Source organism: Ornithinibacillus xuwenensis (genome assembly GCF_039614845.1).
GTDB lineage: Bacteria > Bacillota > Bacilli > Bacillales > Amphibacillaceae > Ornithinibacillus > Ornithinibacillus xuwenensis.
Genome location: NZ_JBDIML010000006.1, coordinates 55,829 through 72,518 on the forward strand (window position 1 = coordinate 55,829; position 16,690 = coordinate 72,518).

General features: G+C 39.0%; 16 protein-coding genes. 14 read left to right on the top strand and 2 right to left on the bottom strand.

Annotated elements, in window-relative coordinates; translation table 11 throughout:
- The first annotated feature begins 9 nt into the window (after positions 1-9).
- The 13 genes from ABC228_RS15465 (at position 10) to dhaM (ending at position 12,853) form a co-directional block, all read left to right on the top strand.
- Positions 10-684 carry a response regulator gene (locus ABC228_RS15465; protein WP_345826068.1) on the top strand — a complete coding sequence of 225 codons (675 nt, stop codon included), beginning with the start codon at positions 10-12 and terminating at the stop codon, positions 682-684.
- A 180-nt stretch (positions 685-864) separates the two neighbouring features.
- Complete coding sequence (locus tag ABC228_RS15470; protein ID WP_345826069.1) at positions 865-1,872, top strand: tripartite tricarboxylate transporter substrate binding protein; 1,008 nt, start codon at positions 865-867, stop codon at positions 1,870-1,872.
- Positions 1,873-1,969: 97 nt separating this feature from the next.
- Complete coding sequence (locus ABC228_RS15475) at positions 1,970-2,428, top strand: tripartite tricarboxylate transporter TctB family protein (protein ID WP_345826070.1); 459 nt, start codon at positions 1,970-1,972, stop codon at positions 2,426-2,428.
- Between the two features lie 13 nt (positions 2,429-2,441).
- Complete coding sequence (locus ABC228_RS15480; protein WP_345826071.1) at positions 2,442-3,941, top strand: tripartite tricarboxylate transporter permease; 1,500 nt, start codon at positions 2,442-2,444, stop codon at positions 3,939-3,941.
- 58 nt (positions 3,942-3,999) lie between these two features.
- Positions 4,000-4,161 (top strand): hypothetical protein, encoded by a 162-nt coding sequence (locus tag ABC228_RS15485; RefSeq protein ID WP_345826072.1) that lies wholly within the window; start codon positions 4,000-4,002, stop codon positions 4,159-4,161.
- Between the two features lie 64 nt (positions 4,162-4,225).
- Positions 4,226-4,939: a gamma-glutamyl-gamma-aminobutyrate hydrolase family protein gene (locus tag ABC228_RS15490; protein WP_345826073.1), complete on the top strand. Its 714-nt coding sequence runs from the start codon at positions 4,226-4,228 to the stop codon at positions 4,937-4,939.
- A gap of 100 nt (positions 4,940-5,039) precedes the next feature.
- The gene (locus ABC228_RS15495) at positions 5,040-5,987 is read left to right on the top strand and encodes a dipeptidase (RefSeq protein ID WP_345826074.1); all 948 of its coding nucleotides are present in this window, start codon (positions 5,040-5,042) and stop codon (positions 5,985-5,987) included.
- A gap of 211 nt (positions 5,988-6,198) precedes the next feature.
- Positions 6,199-8,043: an asparagine synthase (glutamine-hydrolyzing) gene (asnB, locus tag ABC228_RS15500; protein ID WP_345826075.1), complete on the top strand. Its 1,845-nt coding sequence runs from the start codon at positions 6,199-6,201 to the stop codon at positions 8,041-8,043.
- Between the two features lie 228 nt (positions 8,044-8,271).
- Positions 8,272-9,084 (top strand): MIP/aquaporin family protein, encoded by an 813-nt coding sequence (locus tag ABC228_RS15505; RefSeq protein WP_345826076.1) that lies wholly within the window; start codon positions 8,272-8,274, stop codon positions 9,082-9,084.
- Between the two features lie 33 nt (positions 9,085-9,117).
- Positions 9,118-10,614: a glycerol kinase GlpK gene (gene glpK, locus ABC228_RS15510; protein ID WP_345826077.1), complete on the top strand. Its 1,497-nt coding sequence runs from the start codon at positions 9,118-9,120 to the stop codon at positions 10,612-10,614.
- Positions 10,615-10,848: 234 nt separating this feature from the next.
- On the top strand, positions 10,849-11,838 hold the full coding sequence (dhaK, locus tag ABC228_RS15515; RefSeq protein ID WP_345826078.1) for a dihydroxyacetone kinase subunit DhaK: 990 nt from the start codon (positions 10,849-10,851) through the stop codon (positions 11,836-11,838).
- 15 nt (positions 11,839-11,853) lie between these two features.
- Positions 11,854-12,477: a dihydroxyacetone kinase subunit DhaL gene (dhaL, locus tag ABC228_RS15520; RefSeq protein ID WP_345826080.1), complete on the top strand. Its 624-nt coding sequence runs from the start codon at positions 11,854-11,856 to the stop codon at positions 12,475-12,477.
- Position 12,478: 1 nt separating this feature from the next.
- Positions 12,479-12,853: a dihydroxyacetone kinase phosphoryl donor subunit DhaM gene (gene dhaM / locus ABC228_RS15525; RefSeq protein ID WP_345826081.1), complete on the top strand. Its 375-nt coding sequence runs from the start codon at positions 12,479-12,481 to the stop codon at positions 12,851-12,853.
- 50 nt (positions 12,854-12,903) lie between these two features.
- Here the strand turns inward: dhaM and ABC228_RS15530 are convergent, their stop codons facing one another.
- Together ABC228_RS15530 and ABC228_RS15535 are read right to left on the bottom strand one after the other, a co-directional pair.
- Positions 12,904-14,274, bottom strand: coding sequence for a trypsin-like peptidase domain-containing protein (locus ABC228_RS15530; protein WP_345826084.1), 1,371 nt, complete (start codon positions 14,272-14,274; stop codon positions 12,904-12,906).
- Positions 14,275-14,413: 139 nt separating this feature from the next.
- The gene (locus tag ABC228_RS15535; RefSeq protein ID WP_345826087.1) at positions 14,414-14,863 is read right to left on the bottom strand and encodes an Lrp/AsnC family transcriptional regulator; all 450 of its coding nucleotides are present in this window, start codon (positions 14,861-14,863) and stop codon (positions 14,414-14,416) included.
- 196 nt (positions 14,864-15,059) lie between these two features.
- On the opposite strand from ABC228_RS15535, the gene ggt reads away from it, so the two are divergent.
- The gene (gene ggt / locus ABC228_RS15540) at positions 15,060-16,673 is read left to right on the top strand and encodes a gamma-glutamyltransferase (protein ID WP_345826089.1); all 1,614 of its coding nucleotides are present in this window, start codon (positions 15,060-15,062) and stop codon (positions 16,671-16,673) included.
- Positions 16,674-16,690 lie beyond the last annotated feature (17 nt).

The window sequence follows — 16,690 nt, forward strand, 5'->3', positions numbered from 1 at the left end:
GGGAGACGTATGATTCATGTCATGATAGTTGAAGACGACTTTCGTATCGCCAAAATACATGAAGAGTTTATAAAAAAAGTGGATGGGTTTAACGTTGTAGGTAAGGCACTAAATGGACAAGAGGCTGTTCATTTAGTTAAAACAAAAAAGGTAGATTTAGTAATTTTGGATGTATATATGCCTGATAAATTAGGTTCTGAAATAATAGAACCAATTCGTAGTCTTGATTCACAAATAGATTTTATCATGGTTACTGCTGCAACAGAAACGGATTTAGTCCGTGATATTCTTCGGAATGGTGTGTTTGATTATATCATTAAGCCTGTAAAAATGGAGCGTTTTATTGAGACGTTAGAGCATTATCGGGACATGCAGATGAAGCTGGATAAGAATATAGAAATTGATCAATCCTTTTTAGATGAATATTTTGGTCATGTATCGGAGGCGGCGATTACGAAATCAACTCCAAAAGGAATCGATCCCCTTACGCTCGATAAAGTTGCAGAGACGATTCAAACCATAGATAAAGGAATTACAGCAGAGGAAATGGGAGAGAGAATTGGCGCTTCTAGAACCACAGCAAGAAGATATTTAGAGTATTTAATTTCAACTGGAAAAGTAATAGCTGAACTTGAATATGGAATTGTAGGTAGACCTGAACGTAAATATCATGTTGTTAAATAATTTTATGGTAAACGTGCGCATAACAATGCACGTTTTTTTTAATTCCCCGTGAACAAAATGAACAAAAAGAACTTTTTAACGTTATTAGCCATTATTTTGAAAACGGTTACATAACAGACAAGTTGATTTATAGTGAAATACAAGAAATTATTATCACTTATTTAGGGGGATGGATTTAATATGAAAAAGTATGTGGTTATGATAGCCATAACGATCTTAGTTGCTATTTTAGCGGCTTGCTCATCAGATGAAACATCTGGTAATGAGAAAGCTTCAGGTGATTGGAAGCCAGAACAAGCAATTGAAATTGTTGCACCAGCTGGATCTGGTGGGGGTTGGGATACTACCGCAAGAATGGCAGCAAAGGTATTTAACGAAGCTGGAATCATTGAAGAGGATATTGGTGTTGTGAATAAGCCAGGTGGTGGCGGTGCTGTAGGCTGGGCGTATGTTGCTGGTTTTGATGGAAGCAACCATAATTTATTTGTTGCATCACCACCGATTCTATTAGTTCCTTTAAATGGGCAATCTGAGTACGGCTATGAAGATTTTACACCAATTGCGAATGTAATCGCAGATTATGGTGCATTTGCAGTTCGTGAAGATGCACCATGGGATAATTTAAATGAATTATTTGCAGATATGAAAGAAGATCCAGAAAGTATTACAGTTGTAGGGACCTCTTCTCCTGGCAGTATGGATCACATTCAGTTCGTACAAATTGCGAAGGCTTCCGGTGTTGATGTAACGAAGATTAAGTATGTAACGGATCCGGAGGGTGTTGGTTTAACCCAATTATTGAACGGAAGTGTTGAAGTCTTTTCTACAGGTGTTGCGGAAACAGTTGAGCAGGTGAAGGCGGGTACGATAAAAGTACTTGGTATAACAGCAGAAGAAAGGCTATCAGGAGAGGTATTAGAGGACTTCCCAACTGCAATGGAACAAGGAATAGATGCCTCCTTTGTAAATTGGCGTGGTTTCTTTGGACCTCCAAACATGGATGATGCTGCAGTTGCTTACTACGAAGAAAAATTTAAAGCTTTAAGTGAATCAGATGAGTTCGCAGAAATTCGAAATCAATATGGTTGGAATGAAATGTACATGAACAGTGAAGAATATCAGTCTTTCTTAGCTGAGCAAAATGAAACGATTTCAGCATTACTAGATGAGTTAGGGTTAGGAAAGTGAGAATTATAGTATTCTAGTTCTCATGTGAAGTCAATGATTTATTTCATTGGCTTCCATCTGTTTTAATCACGATTAGACTTTATAAGGCGGTGAGTTGATGTTTAGAACGTTAAATCAGCGGATTAGTGGTGTATTACTTATATTAGCAATCGTTTACCTTTTATTAGCTTACCAGCTGCCATCATTTGCCTATACGGAAATAGATGCTGATGTAGTTCCAAAGGGTTTAGGGTATATTTTAGTAGCACTTTCTATTGGTCTGTTTTTTTCAAAAGATTCGGAGACAGATGAGCAAAAGGCTAGAAGAAAGATACCTAAAAAGGACATCTTGATATTATTAGCAGTATTTGCATTTGTCTTTGTATATATTTTCTTTTTAGAAATACTAGGCTTTATCGTCACAACTGCTATTTTTATTTTTGGATGCTCATGGTTTTTGGGATATAGGAAATATCTTGTAGGTGCGTTAGTGGCTATCTTATTTCCACTATTCATGTATCTTACCTTTACACAATTTTTAAAGATCAATCTTCCACAAGGAATATTGCCATTTTAGAGGAGGGTAGCATATGAATGCAATTGAAGGAATGCTAACGGGATTTCAAGTGGCATTTAGTATAGAGGGTATTATGTTTGTGTTAATCGGAGTTCTTGTCGGTACGTTCATCGGTATGCTACCTGGACTTGGACCAATTAGTGCAATTGCGGTTATGATTCCGATAACCTTTGGAATGGATCCTGCACCTGCTCTTGTTATGATGGCAGGTGTATACTATGGAGCAATCTTTGGAGGATCGACTTCCTCTATATTATTAAATGCACCAGGAGTCTCTGGTACTGTAGCTACAGCATTTGATGGGTATCCGATGGCACAGCAAGGAAAGGCTGGTAAAGCTCTTGCGATAGCAGCTATATCCTCGTTTGTAGGTGGGACAGTAAGTGTCGTGTTATTGATGCTATTCGCACCAATGCTCTCCAGTGTTGCAATCTCATTCGATCCACCAGCATATTTCGCATTAATGTTCTTAGGTCTAACTGCCATTACAAGCTTGTCAGAGGGTTCTACCATAAAGGCATTAATATCTGCTGTTGTTGGTTTTATGGTTGTTACAATAGGGATTGATCCACAAACAGGAACACAGCGATTTACATTTGGCAATGTGAATTTATTAGAAGGAATAGATTTCCTAGTCATTGCATTAGGTTTATTTGCCTTAGCAGAGGTATGCACATTAATTATTAATCGGAAGGATTTATCTTTTGATAATAAGCATAAACTAGGTAGTTTGAAAATCTCTAAGGAAGAATTTAAAGAAATGAGAGGTCCGATGACGAGACAGTCCTTTCTAGGGTTTATATTAGGTGTTTTACCGGGTGCTGGGGCTACGATTGCTTCGTTTATCGGGTACATCACTGAAAAGCGTATTTCCAAAAAGCCGGAGGAATTTGGAAAAGGGTCTGTAAAGGGTCTTGCTGCACCTGAAACTGCTAATAATGCTGCAACAAGTGGTGCTTTTGTTCCGTTACTAAGTTTAGGGATTCCTGGTTCAGGAACAACTGCTGTCATGCTTGGTGCATTTTTAGTATTAGGTGTACAGCCTGGCCCATTATTAATGACGGATCGTCCTGAGATATTCTGGGGAATCATTGCAAGTATGTACATTGGTAATGTGTTTTTACTAATATTAAATCTACCATTGATTCCATATATCTCAAAAATATTAAAAATACCTCGTCCACTTTTGATTTCGTTAGTGATTATGTTTAGTATAATTGGGGTTTATGCCATTAGCTTTAATACTTTTGATTTATATATGTTACTGTTATTCGGTGTAGTTGGATTTTTAATGCGACTATTTTCATTTCCTGCACCGCCCTTTATTTTAGCGTTTATTCTAGGAGGAATGATGGAGCAAGCATTCAGACAATCCTTAACGATTTCGAATGGAAGCTTTATGGTATTTGTCGAAAGTCCAATAGCACTTTGTCTCCTGATTTTAGGATTATTGTCCTTTGTTTTTCCTATGATTGGTTATCTTCGCAGATCAAAGAAGACAAAGCAAGGATGAAAGTAATTTAGAATGAACTTCATTTGAATAAAAGACAATGCTATACCTATTTGTAGGTATGGCTTGTTTTGTGTTCTTAAGGTTTGGCGTTCGACAACAGTCTATAATGGATTTTGAAACAGGTGTGTTTTCGAAAAAGGACCACTATGTGCATGGTATCTTATCTAGTATCTTCTTTATGTTTGTTGCTGTGTTTGCTGCATTCTTCTATTGGTGGTGAGGAATAGTTAAGTTGAATAAATTTGCATATAGTAAGGTATAAAGTAAAGCTAGGAGGATATTAAATGAAGCCAATTATTGGTGTTGTTACCTCCACCGAGGTAGAGCAGAATGTCTTTTATACATCAGCAGATAATGTCGAAGCTATTTTAAGAGCGGGTGGGTTACCTGTGTTACTTCCTTATCTTCAACATAATCAAGATATGTCAGAGATTGCTAGTAAAATAGATGGACTATACGCTACAGGAGGGTATGATATTGATCCGACCTTATTTGGAGAGGAACCACACCCAAAACTAGGTACAATTATTCCGGGAAGAGATATCTTTGAAGTGAAAATAATGCAGAAATTACTAGCGCTAGATAAGCCAATATTAGGAGTATGTCGGGGTAGCCAAACGTTAAATATTGCAATGGGTGGTGATATGTACCAAGATATTTATTCTCAGATTGACAGTCAATTATTGCAGCATCAGCAGCAAGCACCAAAGGAACACGGCTCCCATTTTGTTGATGTGGAACAGGGAACACTATTGCATCGATTGACCGGAAAGGATAGACTGAGAGTGAATAGTAGACATCATCAGGCGAACAGAAATGTTATTGCGCCACTTCAAATATGTGGAACTTCAAGTGATGGTATTATTGAAGCAATTGAAAGCATGGAACATCGATTTGTCCTTGCTGTTCAATGGCATCCTGAGAGCATGTTAGGAGCTAATGATGAGGATTCTGGTGCGATTTTTCGTGGATTTATTAACGCTTGTAAAACGGATTAGTTTGATTTTGTGAATCTAGTTGGCCACTTTAAGTAGTAAATAATACTAAGAAGCAGCTCGTTAAGCACAACAGCATTCGGCTAGGAAAGGAACATCCAATATGAAAATTATTGATACACATTGTGATGCATTATTTAAAATACAACAATCTAGAAGAAGGAATGAGCCCCTGAATTTTACCAATTCACCTTTGCTTAATACTAATCTAGCATTCTTAAAAAAAGGTCAGGTTCAGGTGCAGTTTTTTGCGATATTTATCATGCCGGATGTTCCATTTGATGAAAAATGGCAGCATGCTCTCGAGCAAATTGATATCTTCTATACAGATGTACTAGGAAACCATCCGGAGATGAAGCATATAAAAAAATGGGAGGAATTCGAGCAATTAAAGGATGGTGAAATTGGTGCAGTGCTAACACTTGAAGGGGCTGATGCTTTTGGAAATGACCTAGCAAAGCTTCGTATGCTTTATCAGCTTGGCGTTCTATCAATCGGGTTGACCTGGAATAATGCAAATTTATGTGCCGACGGTGTTGGTGAGCCACGAGGTGGTGGATTAACGGAGCTAGGGAAGGAAGTTGTTTTATTAAATAATCAACATGGTGTATTCACGGATGTATCCCATTTATCGATTCAAGCGTTTTGGGATGTAATGGAAACCGCAGAATATCCAATTGCAAGCCACTCGAATGTTTATGAATTATGTCAGCATCCGCGTAACTTAAATGATGCCCAAATAAAAGCAATGTTTGAACGGGATGCGATGATTCATGTTGTGTTTTGTCCATATTTTATTAATCATAGGCGAACAGATGCATCAATTAGTGATTTGATAAAGCATATCGATTATTTATGTGAGATGGGTGGCGTCCGACATATTGGTCTTGGATCAGATTTTGATGGGATCGCTTCCTATGTTACAGATCTAGAGGATGCTTCGAAACATCAAAACTTAATCAATGCGTTATTAAAGCATTTCACTGAAGATGAAGTAAAGGGCTTCGCTTCTCGAAACTTTTTGAACCATCGCCCAAGTATGACGCTTTAATAAACGTAAATAGTTAGTAAATGAGGATGGTATGATTTCCATCCTTTTTTTTATGCATAAACAAGTTTTTCGGTCATATAATGTTATGTTATTAGGAATGTTTTCACAAAGTGCTGCATATGATGGTTTGTAGAGTATCTTTCCTAGTATTGCTCGGAAAATACTGATGTGAATTTGATTCACAATTCGATTAGGAGAGGATTATGCAGCTATGTGTGGAATTACCGGTATTGTGAATTGGAAAAGTTATGTCCGAGAAGAAAAAGAAACGTTAGAGAAAATGACAGAAACGTTATCTTTAAGAGGACCAGACGATACAAATATTTGGCTTGATACATTTGTCGGGTTTGGACATAAGCGTTTGGCTGTTGTTGATTTGGAAGGTGGAAGGCAGCCGATGCAGAAGAAAGCAAATGGGAATACTTACACAATTGTATATAATGGTGAATTATATAATACGGAAGATATAAGGAAGGAACTATTGCAAAGAGGTCATGTATTTCATACATCGTCTGATACGGAAGTATTATTAACCGCCTATATAGAATGGAAAGAGGATTGTGTGAATTACCTGAATGGTATTTATGCATTTGGCATATGGGATGATGCCAAGCAACAGTTGTTTATGTCGCGTGATCGGCTTGGTGTAAAGCCGTTATTTTATTTGGAGGATGCGGAACGATTTTTATTCGGATCAGAGTTGAAAGCTATTTTGGCGCATCATACAGTAAAAGCAGAAGTAGATGATGGCGGTTTAGCTGAGATTTTCGGACTTGGTCCTTCTAGAACTCCTGGCCATGGTATATTCAAAGGCTTTAAGGAACTACGTGCTGGACACTCCTTGACGTTTTCCAAAAATGGCTTAAAGGTTTGGCGATATTGGAATGTAGAAAGCAAGGAACACTATGATTCGGTGGAGGATACGATAGAGCGTGTGCGCGAACTATTTGTAGACGCGGTACAGAGACAATTAGTTGCGGATGTTCCGGTATCTACTTTTCTATCAGGAGGAGTTGATTCTAGCGCAATTACGGCAGTCGCTTCCGAATATTTTAAGCAAAAAGGTAGAGGTACTCTTACGACATTTTCAATTGACTACGAAGGAAATGATAAGTATTTTGTTGCTAGCAAATTTCAGCCTACTAGTGATAGACCGTTTATTGAAAAGATGGTAAAGGAATTCTCGACCAATCACCATGATGAAGTCATTGCAGGAGGAGAGCTAGCGCAATACTTGAAAGAGGCTGTTGTTCTCCGAGATCAGCCGGGGATGGCAGATATTGATTCTTCTTTACTTTGGTTCTGTGAAAGAATAAAAGAGCGTACGACGGTAAGTTTATCGGGTGAGTGTGCGGATGAAATATTTGGCGGGTACCCTTGGTTTCATGACCCAGATTCAGCTAATGGTGGATTCCCATGGGTTCGCTCGTTAGACTCTCGAATTGATTTACTACTGCCAAAATGGCAAGAGAAGCTAGACTTAAAGACTTATGTACACGATCGTTATCAAGAGACCATCGCTGAAACACCTCGCTTAGATGGTGAAACGAAGCAGGATGCCCGAAGACGCGAACTGTTTTATTTGAATATGCACTGGTTTATGCAACAGTTATTGGATCGAAAGGACCGAATGAGTATGGGTGCAAGTCTAGAGGTTAGGGTGCCATTTGCAGATCACCATCTAGTAGAATATGTGTGGAATATTCCATGGGAAATAAAGATGTTTGATAATCGGGAAAAAGGAATTCTTAGAAAGGCATTGGAAGGAATTTTACCAGATGAAATACTATATCGTAAGAAGAGCCCATATCCAAAGACATTTCAGCCTGAATATACAAAGCAGGTTGTAAGCTGGATGGAGGATATTATAGCTGATAAACATGCACCATTATTTAACTTTCTAAGTAGAGAAAAAGTAGAAGCCATTGTCCGTAGTGAAGGTAAGGAATTTAAGGATCCTTGGTATGGTCAGCTGATGAAGGGACCACAGCTAATTGCCCATCTTTGTCAAATTGATCATTGGTTGCGAACCTATCAGGTTGAATATAGTGGTTAAATCCAATAAGAGAAGGGTTAACGATTAATCGTTAACCCTTCTCTTATTTATCTATCGTCCTATATTCACTGGAATATTTAATGCCTTTTTTAAAAGAAATGGAATGTATTAAATCACCTAGGAATATAGTGTAATAGAAAAATTGGTACTTGCTTCCCTGGCAAAAGATAAGCCAATTTTCCTAAGTGGATTGATTCATTACTATTTCGAAAAGGGGTGTTGTGCAAGATGTCAGAATTTACGGCAGAACTGATTGGTACGATGATTTTAATTATTTTTGGTGGTGGTGTAGTAGGTGGAGTTGTTCTAAAGAACTCTAAAGCAGAAGGAGCTGGCTGGATAGTTATTACAGTTGGCTGGGGACTAGCGGTGGCGATGGCTATCTATGCAGTTGGAAATATTTCAGGTGCTCATATTAATCCGGCTGTAACGATTGGGTTTGCGTCTGTAGGGGAATTCCCTTGGGATAAGGTGCCTTTATACATTACTGCACAAATGCTAGGTGCTATAATTGGGGGAGCAATTGTTTATTTAGCATATCTAGCACATTGGCGTAAAACAGATGATCCTGCAACAAAGCTGGCGGTATTCTCTACCGCACCAGCAGAGCGTAGTATGTTTGCAAATTTCTTGACGGAGACTATCGGTACTTTTGTATTATTAATGGGGCTTATGTTCATTGGTGCAAATTCATTTACAGATGGACTAAATCCATTTGTTGTTGGGTTACTAATTGTTGCGATTGGTGTGTCACTAGGTGGTCCGACTGGATATGCCATTAATCCAGCACGTGACTTAGGTCCAAGAATTGCTCATGCGATCCTACCAATAGCTGGTAAAGGGGATTCAGATTGGGGGTATTCCTGGATTCCTGTTGTAGGTCCGATATTTGGTGGTGTCTATGGAGCGGTCTTCTACCAAGCGATTTTCCTAGGAAACTTTACAGTATTATTCTGGATTACAAGTGTGATAATGTTACTAGTTATTATTGGAGCTGTGAATGAAGACTTTCATAAGCAAGGTGCTCGTATAGCAAAGTAATAGGGAAAAACAAAACCTGAGAGGAGTGTTAAGATGGGAGATACATTTATTTTAGCATTAGACCAAGGTACGACAAGTTCTCGAGCAATTCTATTCAACCAAAAAGGTCAGATTGTCGAAACTGCTCAAAAGGAATTTGAACAGTTCTTTCCACAGCCAGGTTGGGTTGAACATGATGCAAATGAAATCTGGACATCAATTTTATCCTGTATTGCAGAAGTATTGCGTAAGGCTGATGTGGAACCGAATCAAGTAGCGGGAATTGGCATTACCAATCAACGTGAAACTACGGTTGTTTGGGATAAGAATACAGGCAAACCGATATATAAAGCGATTGTGTGGCAGTCTCGTCAAACAGCAGATATATGCAAGGATTTGATTGAAAGGGGTTACAATGATTTATTCCGAGATAAAACGGGCCTATTAATAGATGCTTATTTCTCCGGTACCAAAGTAAAATGGATTCTTGATCATGTAGAAGGTGCTAGGGAAAAAGCTGAAAATGATGAGTTGTTATTCGGGACAATTGATTCATGGCTTGTTTACAAGCTTTCGGGTGGAAAAGCACATGTAACGGATTACTCGAATGCATCACGTACGTTGATGTTTAATATATATGATTTGCAATGGGATGACGAGCTATTAGAATTATTAACCGTTCCAAAAAGTATGCTACCAGAGGTCAAGCAGTCTTCAGAAGTGTATGCACATACTGCGAATTATCACTTCTTTGGTCATGAGGTACCAATTGCTGGAATTGCTGGTGACCAGCAAGCAGCACTATTTGGGCAAGCATGCTTTGAAACTGGAATGGCAAAGAATACGTATGGAACAGGCTGCTTCATGCTTATGAATACTGGGGAACAAGGTGTGAAATCCGAGCACGGTCTTCTCACAACACTAGCATGGGGTGTCGATGGAAAAGTAGAGTACGCGCTTGAAGGTAGTATTTTTGTGGCAGGCTCAGCAATTCAATGGCTGCGTGACGGTTTACGTATTATCGAAAGTGCGCCAGAGAGTGAAGCCTTCGCAACAAAGGTTGAATCAACCGATGGTGTCTATTTAGTTCCAGCATTTGTTGGATTAGGAACACCATATTGGGATAGTGATGCACGTGGTGCAGTTTTCGGCATAACACGTGGAACATCAAAAGAGCATTTCATACGTGCAACCTTGGAATCACTAGCATATCAAACAAGAGATGTATTAGATGCCATGATTGCCGATTCTGGGATTGACCTGAAAACACTTCGTGTGGATGGAGGAGCAGTAAAAAATGATTTTCTAATGCAATTCCAAAGTGATATTTTAGGTGTACCAGTTGATCGGCCAGTAGTACAGGAAACAACAGCTTTAGGTGCTGCCTATCTTGCTGGTCTGGCAGTAGGCTATTGGCAGGATAAGGAAGAGATTGCAAAACAATGGCAAAATGAGAAGACATTTGAGAATACGATGGATCAAGAGGATCGTGAAACGCTTTATATTGGATGGCAAAAAGCAGTAGAAGCAACGAGAACATTTAAGCGATAAGCCGAAACTTATTTAGGGGGGAACTATTCCCCTCTGAATGTAAGTTGAACAGATTCTGGCAATACGAGAAATCTAAATACAATAGGCAATTCTCCGATTTCATTTTTACTGGAATCTCGTCATATGCCAAAAAAATTTAATACGTTTACTGGAACGAAGACCCTACCAACTTTTCTTGTGTTAGGGTCTTCTTTTCTACTAAACGTAATATAGTGAACTAAAGGGGGATATAGCATGAAGAAAATTATTAATGATCCAAACCAGGTCGTTCAAGACATGGTCGATGGTTTAATTGCTGCAAATCCTGATTCATTAAAACAGGTTCCGAATACGTTTGTTGTAGCGAGAGCGGATGCACCAGTCGCTGGTAAGGTTGCCCTTGTCAGTGGTGGGGGAAGTGGCCATGAGCCAGCTCATGCTGGCTATATTGGCAAAGGCATGCTTGATGCTGCGGTTTGTGGCGAAGTGTTTACGTCACCGACTCCTGATCAGGTATTGGAAGGAATAAAAGCAGTTGATAGTGGAAATGGTGTTTTGTTAGTCATCAAAAACTATACTGGTGACGTCTTGAATTTTGAAATGGCTGCAGAGCTTGCAGAAGCAGAGGGCATTCAAGTAGAAAAGGTAATTGTAAATGATGATGTTGCCGTAGAGGATAGTTCATTTACGACAGGAAGACGAGGAATTGCTGGCACAGTCTTTGTCCATAAGATTGCAGGTGCAAAAGCAGATTCAGGAGCTAAATTAGAAGCGGTAAAGGCAGTAGCAAATAAAGTAGTTACTAATGTTCGCTCTATGGGAATAGCTTTAACACCATGTACAGTACCAGCCGCTGGAAAGCCTAGCTTTACATTGGAAGATCATGAAATGGAAATTGGTATGGGTATTCATGGGGAACCTGGCATCGATAGAACTTCAATTGCTTCAGCTGATGAGATTGCAACTACCTTAACCGAGAAGGTTCTGGAGGACTTTGATTTTTCTGGAGAGGTTGCCGTACTTGTGAATGGATTAGGAGCAACACCGGAGATGGAATTATACATTATGAATAAGAAATTACATGAAATTCTATCAGAAAGAGGCATAAAAATTTATCGAACATATGTTGGAGAATATATGACGTCACTTGAGATGGCAGGTTGCTCGGTATCCTTATTAAAGCTTGATGATGAGTTGAAGGAATTATTAGATGCAGAATCTACTGCACCTGCTTTCCGTAGCTAAGAAAGGTGTGATTCCATGGAATTAGAAATACATGACTTGATAAAATGGTTTGAAATTACAAATGAGAGAATACAACAACATAAAGATTATCTTACTGGATTGGATCAGCCAATCGGTGATGGTGATCATGGAATAAACATGGCAAGAGGGTATCAAGAGGCAGTGACGAAATTATCTCAAGCGGAGTATCAGGAGCCATCTGAGGTACTAAGGGATGCATCCATGGCACTACTTTCAAAGGTTGGTGGAGCATCTGGCCCATTATATGGTACCGCATTTCTAAAAATGTCATTAGCGGTGAAGGGGTTAGAAACAATCAATGCAGCATCTTTGGTAAATGGATTAAGTGCTGCTTTACTAGGTATCAAACAACGTGGAAAAGCAGAAGCTGGTGAGAAAACGTTAGTCGATGTATGGGGTCCGGTTGTAGACTATATTAGTAGTGAAGAATCTAATTTACGTGCTGAAGATTTAACGAGCCAAGCAAGAATGGCAATGGAACGAACGAAAGAGATGATGGCAACCAAAGGTAGGGCATCCTATTTTAAGGAGAAATCAATCGGGCATATTGATCCTGGATCTGCGTCTTCTTATTATGTCTTTGCGTCATTAGCAGAGGTATGGAAGGAGAAGACTTAGGATGAAATATGTCGGTATCGTTTTAATTTCCCATAGTTCTAAAATAGTAGAAGGACTAAAGGATATTATTAGACAGGTCATTCAGGAGGTACCAATTGAAATAGCTGGGGGAACTGATGACGATGAGGTTGGAACTAGCTTAGGTAAAATTATGAATGCGATACACACCGCAAACGTCGGTCGAGGGGTACTCGTATTCTATGACCTTGGCAGTGCAAAGATGAACGCGGAGATGGCACTGGAAATGGGAGAATCTAGTAATGTCAAAATAGTTGAAGCCCCTCTAATAGAAGGAGCTTATGTAGCCGCAGTTGAATCCAATATGGGAAAGGATTTAGAAGCGGTATATAAGGCAGTGCTACAAGAACTTAGCTGATCCAAAAATGAAAAGGTATCGAGCCAGAATGCTCGATACCTTTATCTCTACTAATATGGTACGTATTGACCGGTTGCTTCATCATAGTAATACCACAAGCCATCTACCTCATCATAGTAAGACCATGTTTCATAGAATTCGTCGTAGTAATACCACAAATCTTCCACTTCATCATAGTAGCTCCATTCACCAGTTTCTTCGTCATAGTGCATATTTTCATCTTCAAAGGGATCATAATACCCTTCATCTGAATACTCACCCTCATAAGATTCTGCGCTACCTTCCTCATACGGATCTTCTTCATAGGATTCAGAGTATTCTTGATCATACCAGTCATCATAATACGAGTTATCTTCTTCCATGTACTCCCAAATGGCATCTCCGAATTCTGACCAGAAATCTTCATATTCATATTCCCAGTAATCGTAATATTCTTCCTCGTCAGCATATTCTCCACCATCAAAATATCCTTCACCTTCATTCCAGGAATCACCATAGATATAATCACCATTTACATCGTAAAATTGTGCGAGTATATCTGCTTCACTCATCGGTTGATTAATCCAAGATTCGATAAGAGGTTGGACGGTGTATAATGGAATACTAAATCCAATGGATGCATCCTCAATACTCTCTGCGGAATTAATCGCGACTATTTTTTCGGTGTTTTTTGAAATCAAAGGACCGCCACTACTACCAGGTGAAATCGGTGCTGAAATTTGATATAAGTTCTCATAAACGTAAGGATCGATAACAAAGCTTCGATTCTTTCCAGTTAGATACCCCATTGTAGCTGTATTCTCTAATCCAAGAGGGCTACCTAATGCTATTATTTCTTCTCCGATTTTAGAAGACTCCGAGACTTCCATCGGGAAAGGTTCTTTTCCAGCTAAATCTGGAACATTAATAACGGCAACATCAGTTTCATTAGAATAGCCAATTACTGTACCTTCATATTCTGCACCATTTATGGTCTTTATATATACTTGAGTTTCTCCTTCAACAACGTGGGCATTGGTAACAACTGCTCCATTTCGGTTATATAAGAAGCCAGACCCTTGGCTATACTGTGTGAAAATTGTATAGACAGTTTCCTGAGCAGAAGCAATAATATCGGTTAGTTCATTTTTTTGTTCATCTTCTAATTCCTTTTTTTCAGATATTGGAGTAGAAGCATCCTTTGTAGCAGCATTGATTTCCGTACTCTGTTCTTGTGTGCTTGCTTCCTCTGATGCGATCTTATCTGGAAAATCGGAATAAACGCTAGTAACAAAAAAGATACTACCAATAATCGTCCCGACTACTAATAATGATAAAAAGATGATAGTATATTTGTTTAATTTACCCTTGTGTTTAACACCACAATATGGACAGTAATTAGAATTTGGCCGTCTCTCTTTGCCACAAGATTGACAGTGCATATGCTAACTCCTCTTTTCGTTGTTATAATACTAGTATTATAGCACGTAAAAGCGACATTTTAAGTAAGTTTTTAGATAAATAGTATTTAAACAAGCCGCAGTAGTATTATTATGATTATCGTTTATACCTATATATGCGTTATAGTTTGTACCCAGTGCGACTTTTAAAACGCTTTAGAATAACCGAGCTTTCAACACGGGTTATCCCTTCAACTGAGTAAAGTTCATTATTGATAAAGGTCTCTAATTTTTGGAAATCCTCCACTAATACATGCATATGTAACGTACTAGGTCCAGTCATTTGATAGATGCTCGCTACATTTTGATTGTCAGCCAGGTTTTGGGCAACTTCTTGTAGCTGTTTCGGTTCAACATCCACCTCAAAAAAAGCAGATACTTTTTTACCCATCTTTTCCGAATTGATCACCACAGAGAATTTTTCAATAATTCCTTTATCCTTTAGATTCTGAATCCGGTCTTTGACTGCAACGCGTGACAGTCCGACTTTTTCTGCTAGTTCTACATAGGAAAGTCTTCCATCCTCGGATAATAGCTCCAATAACTGCTTGTCTATCTCATCGTACTTCATCAAACCAGCCCCTATGATTTTTGATACTATTATAGAAGATAAATTAACAAAAAGAAAGTTAATTGAAGAAAAATAGATTAAAAGTAAAGTGGATAACGATAAATGGTTTATTAACGAAGATTGATAGATTGACATTAACAAATTTATTTCGTAATATGAAATAAAATTCAGAAGAAAATAAAAGGAGTGTGTCCCTATGCTTTCATTTGATCATCAATCATATCCTTATGCTACTACGAGACATTCTACATATGGGAAGAATGGTATGGTGGCTACATCACAGCCATTGGCAGCACAGGCTGGCCTCGAGATATTAAAAAAAGGTGGAAATGCAATTGATGCAGCTATTGCAACTGCAGCTTGTTTAACGGTTGTCGAACCTACATCAAACGGGATTGGTGGAGATGCATTTGCACTTGTATGGACAAAGGGTGAGTTACATGGATTAAATGCTAGTGGTAAGTCACCAAAGAATATTTCCATTGATGCAGTGAAGGAAGCAGGTCATGAAGAAATTCCGACACATGGTTGGATTCCAGTAACGGTACCGGGTGTTCCAGGTGCTTGGGCGGAGCTTTCTGAAAAATTTGGTAAGCTTCCATTGGAAGAGGTATTAGAGCCTGCTATTCAATACGCTTCTGAAGGATATCCAGTATCACCAACATTAGGAAAGTTCTGGAATGGTGCATATAAATCCTTTAAGCAAAAATTAACGGACGAAGTTTATCAGCATTGGTTTGACACTTTTGCACCGAAAGGAAGAGCACCCCAGGTTGGTGAGGTGTGGTCATCGGCAGGGCATGCAGAAACCCTACGCGCAATTGGAATGACGAATGCGGATTCATTCTATCGTGGAGAATTAGCTGAAAAGATAGCAAAATTTTCTAAGGAAACCGGTGGCTATCTAACTGCAGAAGATTTAGCAGAATTTAAACCAGAATGGGTAAAACCAATTCATGTAAATTACCGTGGTTATGATGTTTGGGAAATACCGCCAAATGGTCAAGGTATTATTGCTTTACAAGCGTTAAATATTCTAAAAGGCTTCACCTTCTCTGAGAAAGATTCTGTTGATACGTATCATAAACAAATTGAAGCAATGAAGCTTGCTTTTGCTGATGGTCAAAAATATGTAACAGATGAAAATCATATGAAGGTTTCCGTTAATGAGCTGTTAAGCGATGCCTATGGTGAAAAGCGCAGAAGCTTAATTGGAGAAGAGGCACTACTTCCTGAAGCTGGAGACCCATCATCAAGTGGTACCGTATATCTGGCTGCTGCTGACGGTGAAGGCAATATGATTTCATACATCCAAAGTAACTACATGGGATTTGGTTCTGGGTTAGTGGTACCAAGTACTGGGATAGCTCTCCAAAATCGCGGGCATAATTTTTCTATGGATCCCAATCACGTAAATGCGCTAGAAGGTGGAAAGCGTACGTATCATACAATCATACCGGGCTTTATGACGAAAGGAAATATACCAATTGGTCCATTTGGTGTAATGGGAGGATTTATGCAACCACAAGGGCATTTACAGGTTGTGATGAATACCGTTGACTTTGGACTAAATCCACAAGCGGCACTAGATGCACCTCGTTGGCAATGGATGAAGGATAAAATTGTAGAGGTTGAAAATCGCTTTCAACATCATGTAGCACAGTCCCTTGCTCAAAAGGGTCATCACATTAAAATTGCCCTGGAGCCGAACAGCTTTGGACGTGGTCAAATTATCTGGCGAGATCCAGAGACTGGTGTTTTAGTTGGTGGTACAGAGTCAAGAACGGATGGAACGGTTGCAGCTTGGTAAATCGGGAATGAAAGGTG